Origin of the sequence: Kosakonia sp. SOY2 (genome assembly GCF_027109175.1) — a bacterium.
Classification (GTDB): domain Bacteria; phylum Pseudomonadota; class Gammaproteobacteria; order Enterobacterales; family Enterobacteriaceae; genus Kosakonia.
In genome coordinates, this window is the sequence record NZ_JAPVXH010000001.1 from 295,024 (window position 1) to 318,943 (window position 23,920).

Genomic DNA, 23,920 nt, shown 5'->3' on the forward strand with positions numbered 1-23,920 from the left:
AGTTACAGCGGCGAATCCTGGCTGATCTCATCCAGCGACAGATGGAAGCTCGGTACAAACACCTGCATAAAGTAATCCATTTCCGGGCTGCGGCGCGCATCGAGCGTTTTTTCCAGCCGTGATTTGGCCAGCAAGAATTCGTTGTTGCCAGCGGAGAGCTCTTCCAGACATTTCAGATAAGCGCACAGGGCATCTGCCTGTTTCACGATCGATTTTTCTTCTGCGGTGTAGTGATGCTCATCGATCAGCGGCGCAAAAATATCACGCAGTTCTTCCGGCACCATCTCGACCAGCTTCTGCTGGGCGATCTTCTCAATGGCTTTATATTCCTGGGCGATTTGCGAGTTGAAATATTTTACCGGCGTTGGCAAATCGCCTGTCAGCACTTCCGATGCATCGTGGTACATCGCCAGCAGCGCGATGCGCTCGGCATTGAGCTGGCCTGCGAATTTACGGTTTTTAATGGCCGCCAGCGCGTGGGCGACCATCGCGACTTGCAGGCTATGTTCGGAGACATTCTCTGTGCGCACATTGCGCATCAGTGGCCAGCGATTGATAAGTTTAAGGCGGGAAAGGTGGGCGAAAAAGTGGCTCTGACTCATGGTTTACCTTGTCTGTGACTGCGACCTGAGCCATTGTGCGCAGAGAGTGGGGGAAGATGCAAATCCTCCCCCGGTATCCTTACTGATGGTAACCCGAGAGGAAACGACCAAAACGGGTAATCGCCATTTCCAGATCGTCTTCACGCGGTAACGTCACAATTCGCACGTGATCCGGCCATGGCCAGTTAAACGCAGAGCCTTGTACCAGCAGCACTTTTTCCTGCAACAGGAAGTCGAGAACCATTTTCTGGTCGTCGTGAATATTGAAGCGTTTGGCGTCGATTTTCGGAAACATATACAACGCGCCGCTTGGTTTCACGCAGGAAACGCCCGGGATCTCGTTGATCAGCTCCCACGCGCGGTTACGCTGTTCATACAGGCGACCGCCGGGCACAATAAATTCACTAATGCTCTGGTAGCCTCCGAGCGCGGTTTGGATCGCATGTTGAGCCGGAACGTTGGCGCACAGGCGCATCGACGCCAGCATCTCCAGCCCTTCAATGTAGCCTTTCGCGTGCTTTTTAGGCCCGCTCAACACCATCCAGCCCTGGCGGAATCCCGCGACGCGATAGGTTTTCGACAACCCGTTAAAAGTGATGGTGAACAGATCCGGCGCGAGTGCGGCAATGGAGTGATGCTGCGCTTCGTCGTAAAGAATTTTGTCGTAGATTTCATCTGCAAAGATGATGAGGTTGTGCTGACGCGCGATCTCAACGATTTCCAGCAGCAGCTCTTTTGAGTAGACCGCGCCGGTTGGGTTGTTCGGGTTGATAATGACAATCCCACGTGTACGCGGCGTAATTTTGGCGCGGATATCGTCGAGATCGGGGAACCAGCCTGCCGATTCATCGCATAAATAGTGCACCGCTTTGCCGCCAGAGAGTGAGACTGCAGCGGTCCACAGCGGGTAATCCGGTGCGGGCACCAGCATTTCGTCACCGCTGTTCAGCAACGCCTGCATCGACTGCACAATCAACTCGGAAACACCGTTGCCAATATAGATGTCTTCCACAGTGATTTCGCGCATGCCGCGCGCCTGGTAGTGCTGCATGATGGCTTTGCGCGCGGAATAGAGCCCTTTTGAATCGCAGTAACCTTGCGCGCTGGGCAGGTTGCGGATCACATCAACCAGAATTTCATCCGGTGCCTCGAAGCCGAAAGGGGCTGGGTTGCCGATGTTGAGTTTGAGGACCTTGTTGCCTTCTTCTTCAAGACGTTTTGCTTCTTTCAGAACCGGGCCACGGATGTCGTAACAGACGTTATCTAATTTGCTGGATTTTTCGATGGAGGACATGAACCTTTGACCTTTTAGCTGGAATAGTCACTGCCTGCCGTGGAAGTGAGCACGGAACAATGTACTCCCCCCTCGGTCCGTTTTGAAGGGTTAGCAGGAGAAGATTTTGTCTTAATGTCTCTGATGGTTAACGATTTTTTAACTATTTATTGGGCTTTATGTTTTTTATTTTTTCTGTGTTTGTTTTATGTTTTGGTTTTTAATGCTGATTTTGTGTTTTTAAGTGAGATTTTTTACCGCCTAAAAGCGTTCGTTTAGTCTCGGTTTGAGGCCGTTGTGCTACGGTAGAATTCGCTTTCTGCTTAAAACCAGCGCGATAGATTACCTCCTCATTTGGCCAGGCGAAGAGGTGAGTTGGCTGTGAACGCAATGTTAAGCATTATTAATAGTTAGTTCTTCACTTAATTAATAGCTATTTAATATTGAGAATGGGAACGATGACTATCACTAATATTAATAAGTAGATGGTGTGGTGGAAGCCATTTGTTTGCTTAAGATAATTCGTAATAATGCTTATAAATATAAAGGTTTTAGGTTAAACTCGTGGGGCAAGAAATGGAACTGATACCAAAAGCCTTGCTTTAGTTAAGGTTTATTTCTTAATTGTAGTTGATTGTTATTACTCGCTTTTAATTCTGACCAGTTATATAGGCTGGTTCTATATGGCGCAGTGCTATGTATAGCCTATGAACGTTGCACAAACATGTTTTTCTTAAAAGGAATAACGCGCTTTGGCATCTTTTATATATCTAAAAGGAATGGCAGAAGGCGAAATAAAGCCATCGAGTTCAGCTTGCGTTAGACAGCGAACTATAAACACCTGAACGACTGCCAGCTTTACCTGGTTATAAACCTGCTGGATGCACTTTTTAAATGGAATTACTTAATCTTACGAGCACAGCATAAACCCGGGTCACTCCGCGCGAACGACCCGTAAGTGAAAAATTATGATAAATGCAAATCGTCCGATATTGAATCTCGACCTCGATCTGCTGAGAACTTTCGTTGCGGTCGCCGATCTAAACACTTTTGCTGCGGCCGCTGCTGCAGTTTGTCGCACACAATCCGCCGTAAGTCAGCAAATGCAGCGGCTTGAACAATTAGTGGGAAAAGAATTATTTGCCCGTCATGGCCGCAATAAACTGTTAACTGAACATGGTATTCAGTTACTGGGATATGCGCGAAAGATCTTACGTTTCAATGACGAAGCATGCACGTCGTTAATGTTTAGCAACCTTCAGGGCGTCTTAACTATTGGTGCTTCTGATGAGTCCGCGGACACCATTTTACCGTTTTTGCTTAATCGTATTAGCTCGGTATATCCGAAGCTAGCTCTTGATGTGCGCGTGAAACGCAACCCCTTTTCTGACGAACGCGAACAAGAGCATGATGTTGATCTCGTGGTGACGACTCACCGTTCCGCGCAATTCGATTGCCTGACGTTACGCACATCGCCCACGCACTGGTACTGCTCGGCTGAGTACGTGTTACAGAAAAGTGAGGCGATACCACTAGTTCTGTTGGATGAGCCCAGCCCATTTCGCGATATGGTCATCAATTCGCTGAATGATGCGGATATTCCCTGGCGTATGGCTTATGTTGCTTCGTCGTTGTCGGCGGTCAAAGCTGCGGTAAAAGCCGGATTAGGTGTAACCGCGCGGCCGGTGGAAATGATGAGCCCTGATTTGCGCGTGCTGGGCAGAGCCGAAGGGCTGCCGCTGTTGCCGGATACGGAATATTTGCTCTGTTATAACCCGCAAAGCCGCAATGAGCTGGCACAGGTAATTTTCCAGGCCATGGAACATTATCAAAACCCCTGGCATTACAGCGGCGGTACTCCTGAAGGAGGAGGCGATCCGCTGGTTATCGAAGGGGATTTTAGCTAACATCCCCTGCCAAATCTGGTAACAAAATGTAAGTGCAAAAATGAACCGCTGGCGGCAAAAAAGCGGTTATCGGTTCATTTTGCGCACAGATGATGAATCACAGAAACCCCATTCCTGAAAATTATTCTTTCTTTCAATAATTTAATATCACTCACAGCAAGATCTCCTTTTTTCAACTATAGTCTTTCATGCCTGCTGGTCATGTTAAAAATCAAGGCGGATTGTTGCTGTTTCACTGAATGAATTAACAAAAGCGTGTCTCAGATCAAGAAAATACTCCCGTTGAGGGGGAGGAATCCGGACAAAATCCTGTCAAAATAAGCGGGTAATTAGTGTAAAACCTCGCTACGGACACGATTCAACACCTGGATATTTCTTGTGAATGTTTGAAGCCGTTCAAGAAAACGGCACTAAATGTTAATGAATTGCTGCCGATGTAAACTAATGTGAGGAAACCTTTGTTAAAGTTGACAAAAGGTTATAGAAAGGAGTAAAAACCACATCGTTTAGCTGTTTTCGCCTTTTACACAGTTAATGTGTGGTTTTTTATTCCTCCCCGTGAATCGATGTGGCGTCATCTGCCAGCAAGAGCAGAGGTAATAACGCTACCTTTTGAGTTAAGCAATGCGTATGTCAACATCCACTGAAATCATCGCTCATCACTGGGCATTCGCTATCTTTCTTATTGTCGCCATTGGCCTGTGTTGCCTGATGCTGATCGGCGGTCGGTTTTTGGGCGGTCGCGCACGCGCGAGGCACAAAAACGTTCCTTTCGAATCGGGTATCGACTCCGTCGGTTCCGCTCGCTTACGTCTATCCGCCAAGTTCTACCTGGTGGCCATGTTCTTCGTCATCTTCGATGTGGAAGCGCTCTATTTATACGCATGGTCAACCTCCATTCGCGAGAGTGGTTGGGTCGGGTTTGTCGAAGCCGCAATTTTTATATTAGTGCTGCTGGCTGGTCTGGTTTATCTGGTGCGTATTGGCGCGCTGGATTGGACGCCCGTGCGTTCGCGCCGTGAGCAAATCAACCCAGAGACTAACAGCTACACTGACAGTCAACGCTAACCGCGAGGCAATAAGATGGATTATACGCTCACCCGCATAGATCCTAACGGTGAGAACGACCGTTACCCCCTGCAGAAACAGGAGATCGTAACCGACCCCCTGGAACAAGAAATTAACCGTAGCGTTTACATGGGCAAACTCGAGAATGCCCTGCACGATATGGTGAACTGGGGACGTAAAAACTCAATTTGGCCATATAACTTTGGCCTGTCGTGCTGTTACGTAGAGATGGTGACATCCTTTACGGCGGTGCACGACGTTGCGCGTTTTGGTGCGGAAGTGCTGCGTGCATCTCCTCGTCAGGCAGACCTGATGGTGGTAGCGGGCACATGCTTTACCAAAATGGCGCCGGTCATTCAGCGCCTTTACGACCAGATGCTGGAACCTAAATGGGTTATCTCCATGGGCGCCTGTGCCAACTCTGGCGGTATGTACGACATCTACTCAGTCGTACAAGGCGTCGACAAATTTATCCCGGTGGATGTTTACATCCCTGGTTGCCCGCCGCGTCCTGAAGCCTATATGCAGGCGCTGATGCTGCTGCAGGAGTCGATTGGCAAGGAGCGTCGTCCGCTCTCATGGGTGGTTGGCGATCAGGGCGTTTATCGCGCCAATATGCAGTCGGAACGCGACCGTAAGCGTGGCGAGCGTATCGCCGTGACCAATCTGCGTACGCCGGACGAGATTTAATTTGCGCCTGTGGGTAATGGAAGAAACTTCGCATTTCAATAATCCAATAACGCGAAGCCATACCCAACAGTCACCACGGACCCTTTGCAATGGTGAACAATATGACCGATTTAACTGCGCAAGAAGCCGCATGGCAGACCCGGGATCATCTGGATGATCCGGTCATTGGCGAATTGCGCAACCGTTTTGGGCCGGATGCCTTTACCGTTCAGGCGACCCGCACCGGGGTACCCGTAGTCTGGGTTAAGCGTGAGCAGTTGCTGGAAGTGGTCGATTTCTTAAAGAAATTACCGAAACCGTACGTCATGCTGTTCGATTTGCACGGCATGGATGAACGTCTACGCACACACCGCGCCGGTTTGCCCGCCGCGGATTTTTCCGTTTTCTACCACTTCATTTCCATCGATCGCAACCGCGACATCATGCTGAAAGTGGCGCTGGCCGAAAACGATCTGAATGTGCCGACGATGACCAAACTTTTCCCGAACGCCAACTGGTATGAGCGTGAAACCTGGGAGATGTTTGGCGTTACCTTTAATGGTCACCCGTACCTGACGCGCATCATGATGCCGCAAACCTGGACGGGTCACCCGCTGCGTAAAGATTACCCGGCGCGCGCAACCGAATTCGATCCGTTTGAGCTGACCAAAGCCAAACAGGATCTGGAAATGGAAGCGTTGACCTTCAAGCCGGAAGACTGGGGCATGAAACGCGGCACCGAAAACGAGGACTTTATGTTCCTCAACCTCGGTCCGAACCACCCCTCTGCGCACGGTGCGTTCCGTATCATCCTGCAACTGGACGGCGAAGAGATCGTCGACTGTGTGCCGGATATCGGTTACCACCATCGTGGCGCGGAGAAAATGGGTGAGCGCCAGTCCTGGCACAGCTACATTCCTTACACCGACCGTATCGAATATCTCGGCGGTTGCGTAAACGAAATGCCTTACGTGCTGGCGGTAGAAAAACTGGCCGGTATCACCGTGCCGGATCGCGTCAACGTGATCCGCGTGATGCTGTCTGAACTGTTCCGCATCAACAGCCACCTGCTCTATATCTCAACCTTCATCCAGGACGTAGGCGCAATGACGCCGGTGTTCTTCGCCTTTACCGATCGTCAGAAAATCTACGATCTGGTGGAAGCGATCACCGGTTTCCGTATGCACCCGGCCTGGTTCCGTATTGGCGGCGTGGCGCACGATCTGCCGCGTGGCTGGGATCGTCTGCTGCGTGAATTCCTCGACTGGATGCCAAAACGTCTGGCCTCTTACGAGAAAGCGGCACTGCGTAACACCATTCTGAAAGGCCGCTCACAGGGCGTTGCCGCTTACAACGCAAAAGAAGCGCTGGAGTGGGGCACGACCGGTGCTGGCCTGCGTGCGACCGGCATCAATTTTGACGTGCGTAAAGCGCGCCCGTACTCCGGTTACGAAAATTTCGACTTTGAAATCCCGGTTGGCGGTGGCGTGAGCGACTGTTACACCCGCGTGATGCTGAAAGTTGAAGAGTTGCGCCAGAGCCTGCGCATTCTTGAGCAGTGCCTCAACAACATGCCGGAAGGCCCGTTCAAAGCGGATCACCCGCTGACTACGCCGCCGCCGAAAGAGCGCACGCTGCAACATATCGAAACCCTGATTACTCACTTCCTGCAAGTGTCGTGGGGCCCGGTAATGCCGGCCAACGAATCCTTCCAGATGATTGAAGCAACCAAGGGTATTAACAGTTACTACCTGACCAGCGACGGCAGCACCATGAGCTACCGCACCCGCGTTCGTACCCCGAGTTTTGCGCACCTGCAGCAAATCCCGTCGGCCATCCGCGGCAGCCTGGTATCAGACTTGATTGTCTATCTGGGTAGTATCGATTTTGTTATGTCAGATGTGGATCGCTAATTATGCACGAGAATCAACAACCACAAACCGAGGCTTTTGAGCTGAGTGCGGCAGAGCGTGAGGCAATTGAGCACGAGAAGCACCACTACGAAGACCCGCGTGCGGCGTCCATTGAAGCGCTGAAGATTGTTCAGAAACAGCGTGGTTGGGTGCCGGACGGCGCAATTTACGCCATCGCTGATGTGCTGGGTATTCCGGCGAGCGATGTCGAAGGCGTGGCAACCTTCTACAGCCAGATCTTCCGCCAGCCGGTTGGCCGCCATGTTATTCGCTATTGCGACAGCGTGGTTTGCCACATCACCGGCTATCAGGGCATTCAATCAGCGATTGAAAGCCACCTGAAGATCAAACCGGGCCAGACAACGTTCGATGGTCGCTTTACGCTGCTGCCGACCTGCTGTCTGGGTAACTGCGATAAAGGCCCGAACATGATGATTGATGAGGATACTCACAGCCATCTGACGCCGGACGCGATCCCTGACTTGCTGGAGCGGTATAAATGAAAACAGTTATCCGTACTCCTGAAACGCATCCGCTGACCTGGCGTCTGCGCGATGACAAACAGCCGGTCTGGCTCGAAGAGTACCAGAGCAAAAACGGTTACGCCGGTGCGCGCAAAGCGCTGACCGGCATGGCGCCGGATGAGATTGTCAATGCGGTTAAAGATTCTGGTCTGAAAGGTCGCGGTGGCGCAGGCTTCTCCACGGGTCTGAAGTGGAGTCTGATGCCGAAAGACGAATCCATGAACATCCGTTACCTGCTGTGTAACGCCGATGAAATGGAGCCGGGCACCTATAAAGACCGCCTGCTGATGGAGCAACTGCCGCACCTGCTGGTGGAAGGGATGCTGATTTCGGCATTCGCGCTGAAAGCCTACCGTGGCTACATCTTCCTGCGCGGTGAATATATTCAAGCGGCGGTGCATCTGCGCCGCGCGATTGCGGAAGCAACCGAAGCCGGTTTGCTCGGCAAGAACATTCTTGGCAGCGGTTTCGACTTCGAACTGTTCGTGCATACCGGTGCGGGACGTTATATCTGCGGCGAAGAAACGGCGCTGATTAACTCGCTGGAAGGCCGCCGCGCTAACCCACGCTCCAAACCACCGTTCCCGGCCAGTTCCGGCGTGTGGGGTAAACCGACATGTGTTAACAACGTCGAAACCCTGTGCAACGTCCCGGCGATTCTGGCGAACGGCGTTGAGTGGTATCAGAACATTTCGACCAGCAAAGATGCGGGCACCAAGCTGATGGGTTTTTCTGGCCGCGTGAAAAATCCGGGTCTGTGGGAGCTGCCGTTTGGCACCACCGCGCGTGAAATCCTTGAGGATTACGCGGGCGGTATGCGCGATGGCCTGAAATTTAAAGCCTGGCAGCCGGGCGGGGCAGGTACTGACTTCCTGACCGAAGCGCACCTCGACTTGCCGATGGAGTTTGAAAGCATCGGTAAAGCGGGCAGCCGTCTCGGTACGGCGCTGGCGATGGCCGTTGACCATGAAATTGGCATGGTGTCGCTGGTACGCAACCTGGAAGAGTTCTTCGCTCGTGAGTCCTGCGGCTGGTGTACGCCGTGCCGCGATGGTCTGCCGTGGAGCGTGAAAATCCTGCGTGCGCTGGAGCGCGGCGAAGGCCAGCCTGGAGATATCGAGACACTTGAGCAACTGTGTCGACAACTCGGGCCGGGTAAAACCTTCTGCGCGCATGCGCCAGGTGCGGTTGAACCGTTACAGAGCGCGATTAAATATTTCCGCGAAGAGTTCGAAGCGGGCATTAAACAGCAATTCAGCAATACCCATGCAATTGGCGGTATCCAGCCAAACTTGCTGAAAGCGCGCTGGTAATGGTTCTCCCCTCATCAGGCAGATGAGGGGAACGCGAACAGAATTTTGATTAACTCTTAGTCGCTGACTGAGACAACTGGAAGCATGCTAATGGCTACTATTCATGTAGACGGCAAAGAATACGAGGTAAACGGAGCAGACAACCTTCTTGAGGCGTGTCTCTCTTTAGGCCTTGATATTCCTTATTTTTGCTGGCATCCGGCGCTGGGGAGCGTGGGTGCGTGCCGCCAGTGTGCGGTGAAGCAATATCAAAACGCGGAAGACACGCGTGGCCGCCTGGTGATGTCCTGTATGACACCGGCATCCGACGGTACTTTTATCTCTATTGATGACGACGAAGCGAAGCAGTTCCGTGAAAGCGTGGTCGAGTGGCTGATGACCAACCACCCGCACGACTGCCCGGTTTGCGAAGAAGGGGGCAACTGCCACCTGCAGGATATGACCGTAATGACCGGTCACAGCTTCCGTCGCTATCGTTTCACCAAACGTACACACCGTAATCAGGATCTCGGCCCGTTCATCTCTCACGAAATGAACCGCTGTATCGCCTGTTACCGCTGTGTTCGTTACTACAAAGACTATGCGGACGGCACGGATCTTGGCGTGTATGGTGCCCATGACAACGTCTACTTCGGTCGCCCGGAAGACGGCGTGCTTGAGAGCGAATTCTCCGGCAACCTGGTGGAAATCTGCCCGACCGGCGTATTCACCGATAAAACCCACTCCGAGCGTTATAACCGTAAGTGGGATATGCAGTTCGCGCCGAGCATCTGCCAGCAGTGTTCACTGGGTTGTAACACCAGCCCTGGCGAACGTTATGGCGAACTGCGCCGCATCGAAAACCGTTACAACGGTACTGTTAACCACTACTTCCTTTGCGACCGTGGTCGTTTTGGCTATGGCTACGTCAACCTGAAAGACAGACCGCGCCAGCCGGTTCAGCGCCGTGGCGACGATCTGATCACCCTCAACGCCGAACAGGCGATGCAGGGTGCGGCGGATATTCTGCGTCAGTCGAAGAAAGTGATCGGTATCGGTTCTCCGCGCGCAAGCGTAGAGAGCAACTTCGCGCTGCGTGAACTGGTTGGTGCGGAAAACTTCTACACCGGCATTGCCAAAGGTGAGCAGGAACGTCTTGAGCTGGCGCTGAAAGTGCTGCGCGAAGGCGGCATCCGTACACCGGCACTGCGTGAAATTGAATCCTATGATGCGGTTCTGGTTCTTGGGGAAGATATCACCCAGACCGGCGCGCGCGTCGCGCTGGCGGTTCGTCAGGCGGTGAAAGGCAAAGCACGCGAAATGGCGGCGGCGCAAAAAGTGGCCGACTGGCAGATCGCGGCGATTATGAACATTGGTCAGCGTGCTAAACATCCGCTGTTTGTTACCAACGTCGACAGTACCCGTCTGGACGATATCGCAGCGTGGACCTACTGCGCACCGGTAGAAGATCAGGCTCGCTTAGGCTTCGCCATCGCGCATGCGCTGGACGACGCGTCTCCTGCGGTTGACGGTCTGAGCAACGACCTGAAAAGCAAAGTGGATGTGATTGTTCAGGCATTAGCCGGGGCGAAAAAACCACTGATTATCTCTGGAACTAACGCTGGTAGCACGGCGGTGATTCAGGCAGCGGCAAACGTAGCTAAAGCGCTGAAAGGCCGTGGTTCTGATGTCGGCATCACCATGATTGCCCGTTCGGTAAACAGCATGGGGCTGGGGCTTATCGGTGGCGGTAGCCTCGATGACGCGCTGGCTGAGCTGGAAAGCGGCAGTGCTGACGCCGTTGTCGTGCTGGAAAACGATCTGCACCGTCACGCTTCTGCTGCCCGCGTTGACGCGGCGCTGGCGAAAGCGCCGCTGGTGCTGGTGGTTGATCATCAGCGCACCGCCATTATGGACAGCGCCCATCTGGTGCTCTCCGCGGCTAGCTTCGCTGAAAGCGACGGTACGGTCATCAACAACGAAGGCCGCGCGCAGCGCTTCTTCCAGGTGTATGACCCGACCTATTACGACAGCAAAACGCTGATGCTGGAAAGCTGGCGCTGGCTGCACTCGCTGCACAGCACCGTGCAAAACCGCGAAGTGGACTGGACGCAGCTTGATCATGTGATCGACGCGGCTATTGAAGCGCTGCCGCAGCTGGCCGGTATTAAAGACGCCGCGCCGGATGCCAGCTTCCGCATTCGTGGTCAGAAACTGGCGCGTGAACCGCACCGCTACAGTGGACGCACCGCGATGCGCGCCAATATCAGCGTGCACGAACCGCGTCAGCCGCAGGACAAAGACACCATGTTCGCTTTCTCAATGGAAGGGAACAACCAGCCGTCCGCGCCGCGTTCGCAAATTCCGTTTGCATGGGCGCCGGGCTGGAACTCCCCGCAGGCCTGGAACAAATTCCAGGACGAAGTGGGTGGTCACCTGCGTCACGGCGATCCGGGCGTACGCCTGATCGAAGCGTCTGAAAGCGGTCTTGATTATTTCACTACCGTACCAGGCGCGTTCGAAGCGCAGGATGGCAAGTGGCGTATCGCGCCTTACTATCACCTGTTTGGCAGTGATGAATTGTCGCAGCGCTCTCCGGTGTTCCAGAGCCGCATGCCGCAGCCGTACATCAAGCTGAACCCGGCAGACGCCGCGAAGCTTGGCGTGAACGCGGGCGCGCATATCTCCTTCACTTACGAAGGGCAGACGATCAGCCTGCCGTTGCAGGTTTCGGAAGGTCTGGTGGCAGGGCAGGTTGGTCTGCCAATGGGGATGCCGGGTATCGCGCCGGTACTGGCCGGAGCACGTCTTGAAAATCTGCAGGAGGCGCAAGCATGAGCTGGTTAACACCGGATGTTATCGACATTCTGTTAAGCATTCTGAAAGCGGTCGTCATTCTGCTGGTGGTGGTCACCTGCGGTGCGTTCATGAGCTTTGGTGAACGTCGTCTGCTCGGTCTGTTCCAGAACCGTTACGGGCCGAACCGCGTAGGCTGGGGTGGTTCACTCCAGCTGGTGGCGGACATGATCAAGATGTTCTTTAAAGAGGACTGGATCCCGCGCTTTTCGGACCGCGTGATTTTTACTCTTGCGCCAATGATTGCCTTTACCTCGTTGCTGTTAGCGTTCGCCATTGTGCCGGTCAGCCCCACCTGGGTGGTGGCCGACCTCAATATCGGGATCCTGTTCTTCCTGATGATGGCGGGTCTGGCAGTTTACGCGGTGCTGTTCGCTGGCTGGTCGAGTAACAACAAATACTCGTTGCTCGGTGCGATGCGTGCCTCCGCGCAGACTCTGAGCTATGAAGTGTTCCTCGGGCTTTCCCTGATGGGTGTGGTTGCGCAGGCCGGTTCATTCAACATGACCGACATTGTTAACAACCAGGCCGGTTTGTGGAACGTTATCCCGCAGTTCTTTGGCTTTGTGACTTTCGCGATCGCGGGCGTTGCGGTGTGTCACCGTCACCCGTTTGACCAGCCGGAAGCGGAGCAGGAGCTGGCGGATGGTTACCACATCGAATATTCCGGTATGAAGTTCGGCCTGTTCTTTGTCGGGGAATACATCGGTATCGTCACCATTTCCGCGCTGATGGTCACGCTGTTCTTCGGTGGCTGGCAAGGACCGTTGTTACCGCCATTCATCTGGTTCGCGCTGAAAACCGCGTTCTTTATGATGATGTTCATTTTGATCCGCGCCGCGCTGCCGCGTCCGCGTTATGACCAGGTGATGTCCTTCGGCTGGAAAGTCTGCCTGCCATTGACGCTGATTAACTTGCTGGGAACGGCGGCTGTCATTCTCTGGCAAGCGCAATAAGGGGTGAAAAGACCATGACTTTAAAAGAATTACTCGTGGGCTTCGGCACCCAGGTTCGTAGTATCTGGATGATTGGCCTGCATGCGTTCGCCAAACGCGAAACGCGTATGTACCCGGAAGAGCCGGTCTATCTGCCACCGCGCTACCGTGGCCGTATCGTGCTGACGCGCGACCCGGACGGTTCCGAGCGCTGCGTTGCCTGTAACCTGTGTGCGGTAGCCTGCCCTGTCGGCTGTATCTCGCTGCAAAAAGCGGAGATGCAGGACGGCCGCTGGTATCCGGAATTTTTCCGTATCAACTTCTCGCGCTGCATTTTTTGCGGTCTGTGCGAAGAAGCGTGCCCGACAACGGCGATTCAGCTCACCCCGGATTTCGAGATGGGCGAATACAAACGTCAGGATCTGGTGTACGAAAAAGAGGATCTGCTGATCTCCGGTCCGGGCAAATACCCGGAATATAACTTCTACCGGATGGCAGGTATGGCAATCGACGGCAAAGATAAAGGCGAAGCGGAAAATGAAGCCAAGCCTATCGACGTCAAGGGCCTGTTACCGTAAGGAGAGGGGCAATGGAGTTCGCTTTTTATATCTGTGGCCTGGTCGCCATCCTGACGACGGTACGCGTGATTACGCATACCAACCCGGTACACGCGTTGCTGTATCTGATTGTGTCTCTGCTGGCGATTGCCGGGGTCTTCTTTTCACTCGGCGCATACTTCGCCGGGGCGCTGGAGATCATCGTCTACGCCGGGGCCATCATGGTGCTGTTTGTGTTTGTGGTGATGATGCTGAACCTCGGCAATACCGTGGTCGAGCAGGAGCGCAACTGGCTGTCGCCGCAAATCTGGATTGGCCCGGCGCTGCTCTCCGCAGTGCTGCTGGTGGTAATGATTTACGCCATCCTCGGCGTTAACGATCAGGGTATCGAGGGGACGGCGATTGGCGCGAAAGCGGTTGGTATTACGCTGTTTGGTCCTTACGTACTGGCGGTAGAACTGGCTTCGATGCTACTGCTGGCGGGGCTGGTTGTTGCTTTCCATCTGGGACGCGAAGACCGCCCGGGCGAAGTGCTGAGCAATCGCACGGAAGACCGCGCGAAAAGAAAAACGGAGGAGCACGCATGATCCCGTTGCAACATGGATTGATCCTCGCTGCGATTTTGTTTGTTTTGGGGCTGACCGGTCTGGTTATCCGCCGCAACCTGCTGTTTATGCTGATTGGGCTGGAAATCATGATTAACGCCGCTGCGCTGGCCTTTGTGGTCGCAGGCAGCTATTGGGGTCAGACCGACGGACAGGTGATGTACATTCTCGCCATTAGCCTCGCGGCTGCCGAAGCGAGCATTGGCCTGGCGTTGCTGCTGCAACTCCATCGTCGCCGCCAGAATCTGAATATCGATTCAGTAAGTGAGATGCGTGGATGAACATGCTCGCCTTAACCATTATTTTTCCTTTTATTGGCTTTGTGCTGCTGGCGTTTTCCCGTGGCCGCTGGTCGGAAAATGTTTCCGCAACTGTAGGTGTCGGGTCGATTGGTCTGGCTGCGCTGGTTACCGCGTATGCGGGCGTTGATTTCTTCAATCACGGCCAGCAACCTTTCGCAAAACCGCTGTGGACGTGGATGGCGGTCGGTGATTTCAACATCGGCTTCAATCTGGTGCTGGATGGCCTCTCCCTGACCATGCTTTCCGTGGTCACTGGTGTTGGCTTCCTGATCCACATGTTCGCCTCCTGGTATATGCGTGGTGAAGAGGGTTACTCCCGCTTCTTCGCCTACACCAACCTGTTTATCGCCAGCATGGTCGTTCTGGTGCTGGGTGATAACCTGCTGCTGATGTATCTTGGCTGGGAAGGCGTGGGTCTGTGCTCCTATCTGCTGATTGGTTTCTACTACACCGATCCGAAGAATGGCGCCGCGGCAATGAAAGCGTTCGTCGTTACCCGCGTGGGTGACGTGTTCCTCGCTTTCGCACTGTTCATTCTTTACAACGAACTGGGCACGCTGAACTTCCGCGAAATGGTTGAACTGGCACCGCAGCACTTTGCCAACGGCAATAACATGCTGATGTGGGCGACGCTGATGCTGCTGGGTGGTGCGGTGGGTAAATCCGCGCAGCTGCCGTTGCAGACCTGGCTTGCGGATGCGATGGCTGGCCCGACCCCGGTTTCTGCGCTGATCCACGCGGCGACGATGGTTACCGCCGGTGTCTACCTGATTGCACGTACGCACGGCTTGTTCCTGTTGACGCCGGAAGTGCTGCATCTGGTGGGTATTGTGGGTGCCGTAACGCTGCTGATGGCGGGTTTCGCCGCGCTGGTGCAGACCGATATCAAACGTGTGCTCGCTTACTCCACCATGAGCCAGATTGGTTACATGTTCCTGGCGCTGGGCGTACAGGCATGGGATGCGGCGATTTTCCACCTGATGACGCACGCGTTCTTTAAAGCGCTGTTGTTCCTCTCCTCCGGTTCGGTGATCCTCGCGTGTCATCACGAGCAGAACATCTTCAAAATGGGTGGCCTGCGTAAGTCGATTCCGCTGGTGTATGTTTGCTTCCTGGTCGGTGGTGCGGCGCTGTCAGCGTTGCCGATGATCACCGCAGGCTTCTTCAGTAAGGACGAAATCCTTGCCGGTGCGGTAGCAAATGGTCATATCAATCTGATGATTGCAGGCCTGGTCGGTGCCTTTATGACATCGCTCTACACCTTCCGTCTGATTTTCATTGTTTTCCACGGAAAAGAACAAATCCACGCGCATGCAGGGAAGGGGATTACCCATCATCTGCCGCTGATCGTGTTGCTGGTGCTGTCTACCTTTGTTGGCGCGATGATCGTGCCGCCGCTGAAAGGCGTGTTGCCGGAAACCACCGAGCTTGCGCACAGCAGTGTCGTGATGCTGGAAGTGGCATCCGGTGCGGTAGCGATTATCGGTATCCTGCTGGCAGCCTGGCTGTGGCTGGGTAACCGCACACTGGTGCATTCGATTGCCAACAGCGCAACGGGGCGTTTCTTCGGTACCTGGTGGTTCAATGCCTGGGGCTTCGACTGGCTTTACGATCGCGTCTTTGTGAAGCCATACCTCGGTATCGCATGGTTGCTGAAGAGCGATCCGCTCAATGCGCTGATGAACATCCCGGCGATCCTTTCCCGCTTCGCAGGCAAAGGTCTGCTGTTTAGCGAGAACGGCTACCTGCGCTGGTATGTGGCATCCATGAGCATTGGCGCGGTTGTCGTGCTGGCGCTGTTGATGGTATTGCGCTGAGTTTGTTGGCCGGTTGAGTTCGCTTAGCCGGCCTGCAAACGGAAAGAGAATTTTTAGAAATTCGTTGAAAATCTGGTCCGAATGGACAGGCGTTATCGGTGAAGTCAGAGTGGACACCGCCTGCGCAGAGCAACCGGAGCGTACAGATGTACGTGAGGATTGCGAGCACAGCCGGGGTTCGCTATGACGAGCAAGATAGCCTGAGACGGACTTAAACAAGGAACAAAAATCGCCATGTTACTACCCTGGCTAATTCTGATTCCCTTTATCGGCGGCTTCCTCTGCTGGCAGACCGAGCGCTTCGGCGTGAAGGTGCCGCGCTGGATCGCGCTGATCACCATGGGACTGACGCTGGCGCTTTCTCTGCAACTCTGGTTGCAGGGCGGCTATTCTCTGACGCAAGTCACCGGCCTTCCGCAGTGGCAGGAAACGTTCAAGCATGACTGGATCCCGCGCTTTGGCATTAGCATTCATCTGGCGATGGATGGTTTGTCGCTGCTGATGGTGGTGCTGACCGGCTTCCTCGGCGTGCTGGCGGTGCTCTGCTCCTGGCGTGAAATCGAGAAATATCAGGGCTTCTTCCACCTGAACCTGATGTGGATCCTCGGCGGCGTTATCGGCGTGTTCCTTGCCATCGACATGTTCCTGTTCTTCTTCTTCTGGGAAATGATGCTGGTGCCGATGTACTTCCTGATCGCGCTGTGGGGCCATAAAGCCTCCGACGGGAAGACGCGTATTACCGCGGCGACCAAGTTCTTCATTTATACCCAGGCGAGCGGCCTGGTCATGCTGATTGCCATCCTGGCGCTGGTGCTGGTGCACTACAACGCGACCGGCGTATGGACTTTCGCTTACGAAGATCTGCTGAAGACGCCGATGTCCGGCAATGTCGAATATCTGCTGATGCTTGGTTTCTTTATCGCCTTTGCGGTAAAAATGCCGGTGGTGCCGCTGCACGGCTGGCTGCCAGACGCGCACTCGCAGGCACCGACCGCCGGTTCCGTTGACCTCGCGGGGATCTTGCTGAAAACCGCCGCTTACGGTCTGCTGCGCTTCTCGCTGCCGCTGTTCCCGAACGCGTCGGCAGAGTTTGCGCCTATCGCCATGTGGCTTGGCGTGATCGGTATCTTCTACGGCGCGTGGATGGCCTTCACCCAGACCGATATCAAACGTCTGATCGCGTACACCTCTGTGTCTCACATGGGCTTTGTACTGATTGCTATCTACACCGGCAGCCAGCTTGCTTACCAGGGCGCGGTGATTCAGATGATTGCCCACGGTCTTTCCGCTGCGGGTCTGTTTATTCTGTGCGGCCAGCTGTACGAACGTCTGCATACGCGCGATATGCGTATGATGGGCGGCTTGTGGAGCAAAATTAAGTGGCTGCCGGCGCTGTCAATGTTCTTTGCCGTCGCAACGCTTGGGATGCCGGGTACCGGTAACTTCGTGGGTGAATTCATGATCCTGTTCGGCAGCTATCAGGTTGTGCCGACGATCACGGTGATTTCCACCTTCGGCCTGGTGTTCGCGTCGGTGTACTCGCTGGCGATGCTGCATCGTGCTTACTTCGGCAAGGCGAAAAGCGAACTCGCCAGCCAGGAACTGCGGGGTCTGTCGCTGCGCGAGCTGTTTATGATTCTGATCCTGGTTGTGCTTCTGGTACTGCTTGGCTTCTATCCGCAGCCGATTCTGGATACATCGCATGCCGCGATGGGCAATATCCAGCAGTGGTTTGTTAATTCTGTTACTACTACAAGGCCGTAAATCGCCATGACGATAACTCCACAACACCTGATTGCGCTGCTGCCGCTGCTAATCGTCGGATTGACGGTGGTGGTTGTGATGCTCTCCATTGCGTGGCGACGCAACCATTTTCTCAATGCCACGCTGTCGGTCATTGGCCTGAACGTCGCGCTGCTCTCTTTGTGGTTCGTCGGCCAGGCGGGGGCGATGGATGTCACCCCGCTGATGCGCGTCGATGGCTACGCCATGCTTTACACCGGGCTGGTGCTGCTGGCGAGCCTCGCCACTTGCACCTTTGCCTATCCATGGCTGGAAGGGTATAGCGATAACAAAGAAGAGTTTTATCTGCTGGTACTGATTGCCGCGCTCGGCGGTATTCTGCTGGCGAACGCGAATCACATGGCGGCGCTGTTCCTCGGTATTGAGCTGATCTCTCTGCCGCTGTTCGGGTTGGTAGGCTACGCCTTCCGCCAGAAACGCTCGCTGGAAGCCAGTATCAAATACACCATTTTGTCCGCTGCCGCCTCCTCGTTCCTGCTGTTCGGTATCGCGCTGGTTTATGCGCAAACTGGCAATCTGTCGTTTGTCGCGATCGGCAAAAGCCTGGGCGAAGGGATGCTGCATGAACCGCTGCTGCTGGCGGGCCTGGGCATGATGATTGTCGGACTTGGCTTTAAACTCTCGCTGGTGCCGTTCCATCTGTGGACGCCAGATGTTTACCAGGGCGCGCCTGCGCCGGTGTCCACCTTCCTGGCCACCGCCAGCAAAATCGCCATTTTTGGCGTGGTGATGCGTCTGTTCCTCTACGCACCGGTGGGTGAAAGCGAAGCGGTTCGCGTGGTTCTGGGGATCATCGCTTTCGTCTCCATCATCTTCGGTAACCTGATGGCGCTGAGCCAGACCAACATTAAACGTCTGCTGGGCTTCTCCTCTATTTCGCACCTGGGTTATCTGCTGGTGGCGCTGATTGCGCTGCAAGGCGGCCAGATGTCGATGGAAACCGTTGGTGTTTACCTGGCCGGTTATCTGTTCAGCAGCCTTGGCGCGTTCGGTGTGGTCAGCCTGATGTCCAGCCCGTATCGCGGCCCGGATGCAGAGTCACTTTACTCCTACCGTGGCCTGTTCTGGCACCGCCCGATCCTGTCTGCGGTAATGACGGTGATGATGCTGTCGCTGGCGGGTATTCCGATGACGCTGGGCTTTATCGGTAAGTTCTACATTCTGGCGGTCGGTGTTGAAGCGCATCTGTGGTGGCTGACTGCCGCGGTGGTGCTTGGCTCGGCGATTGGTTTGTATTACTACCTGCGCGTGGCGGTGAGCCTCTACCTGAACGCACCGCAGCAGTTGAACCGCGATGCACCGTCTAACTGGGCTTACAGCGCAGGCGGGATTGTGGTACTTATCTCCGCGTTGCTGGTGCTGCTGTTAGGTATCTATCCGCAGCCGCTGATCAGCATCGTTCAACTGGCGATGCCGATGATGTAAGCCTGGAAACAGGTAAAGAAAAACCGCCGATATCGGCGGTTTTTTTATGGGCTAACCAGATAAACGCTAAATGATTACTTCGCCAGCAGCGGGGTAGACGTTACCTGGTGGTGGCTAATCAGCGGGCCGCGAATATTATTCGCAGCGCGATCCAGCACTTCCTGAATCACGGACGAGAGTTCGTTAATCTCAAACTTCGCCACGTAACCGTCTGCCTGCACTTTACGCACGTGATCTTCGTTAGCACTACCGGAGAGCGATGAGTGGATCACCACCGGGATGTTTTTCAGACGCGGATCGGTTTTGATAAGACGCGTTAAGGTAAACCCATCCATCTCCGGCATCTCGAGGTCGGTCAGGACCATGGAGATCTTATCGCTAACTGCAACACCTTCCGCATCGGCCTGCTGCGCCAGCAACTGGATTTTCTCCCACGCGTCTTTACCGGTGATATGCATCGCACTCGGGATCTGCATCGCGTTGAGGCCTTTTTCCAGCATGGCGCGCGCCACTTTGGAATCTTCGGCCACAATGGCAACAGAACCCGGTTTCAGGTTGAATTTCTTGTCCGGCACATGATCGCCATGTACGTCATGATCCGCAGGCACGATGTCATACAGGATCTGCTCAACGTCCAGCACCATCGCCAGGTTGTTGGTATCCTTATCGTCATCCAGGCAGGCAATACTGGTGATATAGCGACCATTGATCGCTTTTTCGGCCGTGTGCACCTGTTTCCAGTCCAGGCGAATAATATTTTCCACGGACTCAACGGCAAATGCCTGCACGCTACGGGCATATTCCGTAATCAGTAAGATGTTCAGGCCGCTTGCAGGTTTACAACCCGCTACGGCGGCAAGGTCAATCACCGGGATCACCTGATCGCGAATGTTGACCATCCCCATCAGTGGAGCTTTCATCCCTGCGGGACGGGTAAAGGTGGGCATCGGTACGATTTCGCGTAGCTTAAATACGTTGATGCCAAATAACTCGGATTTGGTGGCATCTAACGATGTGCCAAGGCGAAACAGCAACAGCTCAAACCGGTTCGACAGAGTAAGATTCGCCCTGTCATCGATGTCTTTCTGGAAATTGTCCATCATGCCCTCAAATAGGAAATGCCTGCGTATATCTATTATCGGCATGGTGGAGAAAAAATAGAGTGCCTAAATTAAAATCAAATGTGAACTACCGCAAAATCTTCAGCCAATGTCGTTTGCGAAAAGTACGTTTTACACTCGGCGAGCATCGCCAGGCTGCCTTGTTCGTCATAACGTGAACTGAGATGGGTAATCACCAACTTTTTTGCACCGGCATCGGCAGCGAGTTGCGCCGCCTGGCGGGTTGAGCTGTGTCCCCGGCTGTTCGCTTTTTCCTCCATAGCCTGCTCAAGAGTGGCTTCATGTACCAGTAAATCCACGCCTTGCGCCAGTTCCAGCGCGGCCGGGCAGGGTGCAGTGTCGCCAAAAATCGCCAGTTTTTTTCCGCTTTCTGCCGGGGCGAGATAATCCGCGCCATTGATGATGCGCCCGTCAGGCAGTGTGACGGTTTTCCCCTCTTTTAATTGCTGGAACAGCGGCCCTGCCGGGATGCCTTGCGCTTTTAACGCCGCCGCATTCAGCGCGCCGGGTTTATCATGCTCTTCAATCCGGTAGCCGTAGCACTCCACCGGGTGCGACAGCGGGTAAGCGGTCACTGTGCGCAAACCATCATCAACCACCAGCCCAGGCGTCACTTCTTCAATCGTCAGCGGGTAATCGGTCCATGAACCGCTAAGTCGCAGCGTGGTTTCCACAAACTCATGAATCCCTTTCGGACCGTAAATCTGTAGCGGCTGAACATTGCCAGCCATTGAGCGACTGCATAACAACCCAGGCAGACCGAAAAGATGATCGCCATGCAGGTGAGTAATAAAAATTTTATCGAGTTTGCCAGGGTGAAAGGCGGTGCGCAGCATCTGGTGCTGGGTTCCTTCGCCGCAATCAAATAGCCAAAGCCCGGCGCGGGTTGGGTGTTGTAAATTGAGCAGCATCGCCGTGACATTACGCGCCCGTGTAGGTATGCCCGCAGAGGTGCCTAAGAAAATCAGTTCCACAATCTTTGCCCGAATGAAAAAGAATCTAGTATAACGAGGTCACTATAAATGAGGAGAACAACATGATCCGCTGGCAGGATGTGCACCATTCCGAACTGACCGTTCCTGAGCTGTACGCGTTACTGAAATTGCGCTGCGAAGTGTTTGTGGTTGAGCAGGCCTGCGCTTATCTGGATGTGGATGGTGATGACCTGGTGGGCGAGAACCGCCATATTCTCGGCTGGAAAGGCGACGAACTGGTGGCGTATGCGAGGATTCTGAAAAGTGATGATGATCTCTCGCCGGTGGCTATCGGTCGGGTGATTGTCAGTGCGCAGGTTCGCGGCGAAAAACTGGGCTATCAGTTAATGGAGCGCGCGGTGCTTTCCTGTGAGCAATACTGGCCGCAGCACGCGCTATATCTGGGTGCGCAGGCACATCTCCAATCTTTCTATGCCCATTTTGGTTTCCAGGCGGTGACGGATGTGTATGACGAAGATGGTATCGCGCATATCGGGATGGCGCGCGAGATCCGCCAGGCGTAACCGGCAGCCTTTGTCTATAGTTAGCGGACAGGTGCATAACATGGAGACAACAGATGGCATATCATTCTTATGAATCACATATTGATGACGACCTGACCCTGCTGAGCGAAACGCTGGAAGAAATTCTCCGCTCATCGGGCGATCCTGCCGATCAAAAGTACATTGAGTTGAAAGCCCGTGCCGAACAGGCGCTGCATGACGTGAAAAACCGCGTCAGCAGCGCATCGGATACGTACTACTACCGTGCGAAAAAAGCCGTCTATCGCGCAGACGACTACGTGCATGAAAAACCGTGGCAGGGCATTGGTGCCGGTGCCGCAGTGGGTCTGGTGCTCGGTCTGCTGTTAGCCCGCCGCTAACGTTTCACTTCCCCTCCCTGGAAGGGGGTACTGTTATTACGCTAAGTACCCCGTATACTATGTGGTTTTTAACAGGGAGGGGCTCGCGTGTACTCCATTTCCTCGGCGCTTTCACACTTACACCGCTGCCTGACCGGCGCCATTCCCCGGTCGTCAGGATTGTGCTTTTTTGATGCACCTTTCCCGTTAAACGACGCTTTTGATCCCCTGACGTGGCTTGCCAGCCAGCACGTGTGGCCGCAATTTTACTGGCAGCAACGTAGCGGCGATGACGAAGCCGCCGCGCTTGGCGCATTGCGCCGTTTCTCTTCTTTATCCCTGGCGCAAGATTTTATGCAGCAATGCGCTGAAGATGTCCGCATCTGGGGGCTTAACGCCTTTGATCCCACGCAGGGCGAACTGTTTTTACCGCGTCTGGAGTGGCGTCGGGAAGGCGGTCACGCCTTTCTGCGCGTGTACATTTTCAGCGAGACTTCCCTCTGTGATGACGCACAGCGCGCAATCGCATTTCTTTCGGCGCTGGTGGAATCGACACCGCTGCAAAACGTGCAGCAAACGTGCCTTGAGCAGCATCACATCCCCGAGCGCGATGGCTGGCGAACGCTGATTGCGCAGGCGTTGCAAACGCTGGAAAGCGGCGAACTGGATAAAGTCGTGCTCGCCCGCGCAACGGATTACCATTTTGCCAGCGCGGTGGATGCCGCCGCGTTGATGGCCGCCAGCCGTCGCCTCAATCATCACTGCTTTCATTTCATGATGGCGTTCGACGCGCAAACGGCGTTTTTAGGCTCCTCGCCCGAGCGGCTCTGGCGGCGTCGCGGCACGGCTTTGCGCACCGAAGCGCTGGCCGGAACGGTGGCCAATCATGAAGATGACCAGCAGGCGCAACAGCTTGCCGACTGGCTAATGGCCGATGATAAAAACCAGCGTGAAAATATGCTGGTGGTGGAGGATATCTGCCAGCGTTTACAACAGCAGACCGGTGCGCTGGAGGTGCTGCCGCCGAAGGTGGTCCGGCTGCGTAAAGTACAGCATCTTCGCCGCTGTATCTGGACCGATCTGCAAACGCCGGATGACGCGCTCTGCCTGCAAATGCTCCAGCCGACAGCAGCAGTTGCGGGATTACCCCGCCGTGAAGCGCGGGCATTTATTGCGCGTCATGAGCCTTTTCAGCGCGCGTGGTATGCCGGTTCGGCGGGCTATCTTTCGCGGCAACAGAGTGAGTTCTGCGTTGCCCTGCGTTCGGCAAAAATTGACGGCAATACCGTGCGTCTTTACGCCGGTGCGGGCATTGTTTCCGGTTCAGACCCGGAGCAAGAGTGGCAGGAAATTGAGAACAAAGCGGCGGGATTACGATCATTATTACAACTTAGTCACGCATAACCGACTCATAT

Annotated in this window: 21 protein-coding genes; 17 read left to right on the forward strand and 4 right to left on the reverse strand. The window is 54.4% G+C overall.

Going from position 1 to position 23,920, the window contains the following annotated elements:
* Positions 1-2: 2 nt before the first annotated feature.
* On the reverse strand, positions 3-602 hold the full coding sequence (gene yfbR / locus O3S68_RS01400) for a 5'-deoxynucleotidase (protein ID WP_020454531.1): 600 nt from the start codon (positions 600-602) through the stop codon (positions 3-5).
* 79 nt (positions 603-681) lie between these two features.
* Positions 682-1,896 (reverse strand): pyridoxal phosphate-dependent aminotransferase, encoded by a 1,215-nt coding sequence (locus O3S68_RS01405; RefSeq protein WP_020454530.1) that lies wholly within the window; start codon positions 1,894-1,896, stop codon positions 682-684.
* Positions 1,897-2,843: 947 nt separating this feature from the next.
* Here O3S68_RS01405 and lrhA point away from each other — a divergent pair.
* From lrhA to nuoN, 14 genes are all read left to right on the forward strand, one after another.
* Positions 2,844-3,782, forward strand: a complete 939-nt coding sequence (gene lrhA, locus O3S68_RS01410; protein ID WP_045512998.1) for a transcriptional regulator LrhA — start codon at positions 2,844-2,846, stop codon at positions 3,780-3,782.
* Positions 3,783-4,406: 624 nt separating this feature from the next.
* On the forward strand, positions 4,407-4,850 hold the full coding sequence (gene nuoA / locus O3S68_RS01415; protein ID WP_017458599.1) for an NADH-quinone oxidoreductase subunit NuoA: 444 nt from the start codon (positions 4,407-4,409) through the stop codon (positions 4,848-4,850).
* Positions 4,851-4,865: 15 nt separating this feature from the next.
* The gene (gene nuoB / locus O3S68_RS01420) at positions 4,866-5,540 is read left to right on the forward strand and encodes an NADH-quinone oxidoreductase subunit NuoB (protein ID WP_007371088.1); all 675 of its coding nucleotides are present in this window, start codon (positions 4,866-4,868) and stop codon (positions 5,538-5,540) included.
* A gap of 89 nt (positions 5,541-5,629) precedes the next feature.
* Entirely contained in the window at positions 5,630-7,432 is a 1,803-nt protein-coding gene (nuoC, locus tag O3S68_RS01425) for an NADH-quinone oxidoreductase subunit C/D (RefSeq protein ID WP_269230640.1), read from the forward strand.
* A 2-nt stretch (positions 7,433-7,434) separates the two neighbouring features.
* On the forward strand, positions 7,435-7,935 hold the full coding sequence (gene nuoE / locus O3S68_RS01430; RefSeq protein ID WP_017458597.1) for an NADH-quinone oxidoreductase subunit NuoE: 501 nt from the start codon (positions 7,435-7,437) through the stop codon (positions 7,933-7,935).
* Positions 7,932-9,269: an NADH-quinone oxidoreductase subunit NuoF gene (nuoF, locus tag O3S68_RS01435; protein WP_269230641.1), complete on the forward strand. Its 1,338-nt coding sequence runs from the start codon at positions 7,932-7,934 to the stop codon at positions 9,267-9,269. The genes nuoE and nuoF overlap by 4 nt, the downstream gene beginning before the upstream one ends.
* A gap of 90 nt (positions 9,270-9,359) precedes the next feature.
* Entirely contained in the window at positions 9,360-12,086 is a 2,727-nt protein-coding gene (gene nuoG, locus O3S68_RS01440) for an NADH-quinone oxidoreductase subunit NuoG (RefSeq protein ID WP_020454524.1), read from the forward strand.
* The gene (gene nuoH / locus O3S68_RS01445; protein ID WP_017458594.1) at positions 12,083-13,060 is read left to right on the forward strand and encodes an NADH-quinone oxidoreductase subunit NuoH; all 978 of its coding nucleotides are present in this window, start codon (positions 12,083-12,085) and stop codon (positions 13,058-13,060) included. Before nuoG ends, nuoH begins: the two co-directional genes overlap by 4 nt.
* Before the next feature lie 14 nt (positions 13,061-13,074).
* Complete coding sequence (gene nuoI, locus O3S68_RS01450; RefSeq protein WP_017458593.1) at positions 13,075-13,617, forward strand: NADH-quinone oxidoreductase subunit NuoI; 543 nt, start codon at positions 13,075-13,077, stop codon at positions 13,615-13,617.
* A gap of 11 nt (positions 13,618-13,628) precedes the next feature.
* The gene (nuoJ, locus tag O3S68_RS01455; RefSeq protein ID WP_017458592.1) at positions 13,629-14,183 is read left to right on the forward strand and encodes an NADH-quinone oxidoreductase subunit J; all 555 of its coding nucleotides are present in this window, start codon (positions 13,629-13,631) and stop codon (positions 14,181-14,183) included.
* Positions 14,180-14,482, forward strand: a complete 303-nt coding sequence (gene nuoK, locus O3S68_RS01460) for an NADH-quinone oxidoreductase subunit NuoK (protein WP_002463445.1) — start codon at positions 14,180-14,182, stop codon at positions 14,480-14,482. The genes nuoJ and nuoK overlap by 4 nt, the downstream gene beginning before the upstream one ends.
* Positions 14,479-16,320, forward strand: a complete 1,842-nt coding sequence (nuoL, locus tag O3S68_RS01465; RefSeq protein ID WP_020454523.1) for an NADH-quinone oxidoreductase subunit L — start codon at positions 14,479-14,481, stop codon at positions 16,318-16,320. Before nuoK ends, nuoL begins: the two co-directional genes overlap by 4 nt.
* A 234-nt stretch (positions 16,321-16,554) precedes the next feature.
* Complete coding sequence (nuoM, locus tag O3S68_RS01470; protein ID WP_020454522.1) at positions 16,555-18,084, forward strand: NADH-quinone oxidoreductase subunit M; 1,530 nt, start codon at positions 16,555-16,557, stop codon at positions 18,082-18,084.
* Between the two features lie 6 nt (positions 18,085-18,090).
* On the forward strand, positions 18,091-19,548 hold the full coding sequence (nuoN, locus tag O3S68_RS01475) for an NADH-quinone oxidoreductase subunit NuoN (RefSeq protein WP_020454521.1): 1,458 nt from the start codon (positions 18,091-18,093) through the stop codon (positions 19,546-19,548).
* Between the two features lie 74 nt (positions 19,549-19,622).
* Here nuoN and O3S68_RS01480 read toward each other — a convergent pair whose 3' ends face one another.
* Entirely contained in the window at positions 19,623-20,648 is a 1,026-nt protein-coding gene (locus O3S68_RS01480) for a chemotaxis protein (protein WP_044489694.1), read from the reverse strand.
* A 77-nt stretch (positions 20,649-20,725) separates the two neighbouring features.
* The gene (gene rnz, locus O3S68_RS01485) at positions 20,726-21,643 is read right to left on the reverse strand and encodes a ribonuclease Z (protein WP_269230642.1); all 918 of its coding nucleotides are present in this window, start codon (positions 21,641-21,643) and stop codon (positions 20,726-20,728) included.
* 62 nt (positions 21,644-21,705) lie between these two features.
* Here rnz and O3S68_RS01490 point away from each other — a divergent pair, with 62 nt between their 5' ends.
* The 3 genes from O3S68_RS01490 to menF all read left to right on the forward strand — a co-directional run bounded on the left by O3S68_RS01490 (position 21,706) and on the right by menF (position 23,909).
* Positions 21,706-22,167: a GNAT family N-acetyltransferase gene (locus O3S68_RS01490; RefSeq protein ID WP_269230643.1), complete on the forward strand. Its 462-nt coding sequence runs from the start codon at positions 21,706-21,708 to the stop codon at positions 22,165-22,167.
* Positions 22,168-22,220: 53 nt separating this feature from the next.
* Positions 22,221-22,526: a stress response protein ElaB gene (gene elaB / locus O3S68_RS01495; protein ID WP_020454517.1), complete on the forward strand. Its 306-nt coding sequence runs from the start codon at positions 22,221-22,223 to the stop codon at positions 22,524-22,526.
* Between the two features lie 87 nt (positions 22,527-22,613).
* Positions 22,614-23,909, forward strand: a complete 1,296-nt coding sequence (gene menF / locus O3S68_RS01500) for an isochorismate synthase MenF (RefSeq protein WP_045514213.1) — start codon at positions 22,614-22,616, stop codon at positions 23,907-23,909.
* Positions 23,910-23,920: the final 11 nt, after the last annotated feature.